The organism is Bartonella sp. CM120XJJH (genome assembly GCF_042194715.1).
In the GTDB taxonomy this organism is placed as follows: domain Bacteria; phylum Pseudomonadota; class Alphaproteobacteria; order Rhizobiales; family Rhizobiaceae; genus Bartonella.
The window spans coordinates 1-791 of record NZ_JBHINE010000102.1 but is presented as its reverse complement, the minus strand read 5'-3'; the positions used below and the strand labels follow the sequence as shown (position 1 = coordinate 791).

1 protein-coding gene is annotated in these 791 nt (G+C 47.0%); it reads left to right on the top strand.

Features of this window, described 5'->3' with window-relative positions:
* Nucleotides 1–791: hemagglutinin repeat-containing protein (locus ACFIKU_RS10005; RefSeq protein WP_375657418.1), on the top strand; the 791-nt coding region annotated here is incomplete at both ends.

Sequence of the window (791 nt, the reverse complement as noted above, 5' to 3'; positions counted from 1 at the left end):
TTTGGTAAAGGTAAGGGTTCCAGTGATGAAGTGCATCACAAAAACAGCCATATTATAGGCACCGGCACTGTTCATACCACGAGTGGGGCAAACACCACATTGGCAGGCGCCGTGGTTTCTGGAAATCAAGTAGAAATGGAAGTAGGGGGTGATTTCGCCATTACCAGCCGCAGTGATACGGGACAAAGTTCTAGCAAGCAAGACTCTGTTGCCATTGGTTATAATAGCCGAGAAAAGGAGGGTACAGCCACAACCAATATTTCCTTGAACAAGGATAAATCCTCTAGTGATTATCATAGTGTTGTGGAGCAATCAGGCATCAAAGCGGGTGATGGCGGTTTTAAGATCAACGTGAAAGATAAAACGACCCTGACCGGAGGACTTATTTCCAGCACTGCGCCGGCAGATAAAAACAGCCTGACCACAGGAAGCATCAGCACCAGTGATATCAGCAACGGTGCGCATGCGCAAGCTAGCAGCCAAGGTTTAAGCATTTCTGCGGGTGGTCCCATGTATCAGGGCAAATATGGTGTCGGGAAAAACATTGCTAAAAATCTCTTAGATCATTCAAAAGCTAAAGATTCAGAGGAAGGATACACCAAATCTGCCATTAGCGATGGCACCATCGTCATTACTGATGAAGCAGGGCAGAAGGCATTGACAGGACAAGACGTGGAACAAGCCATAGCCTCCCTTAATCGTGATACTGCCACTGCCCATAAGGGTGTACAACAGCTCGATGTAGGCAAGTTGGAACAAATCGTCCATGAAAACCGTGAAATGGCAACCCA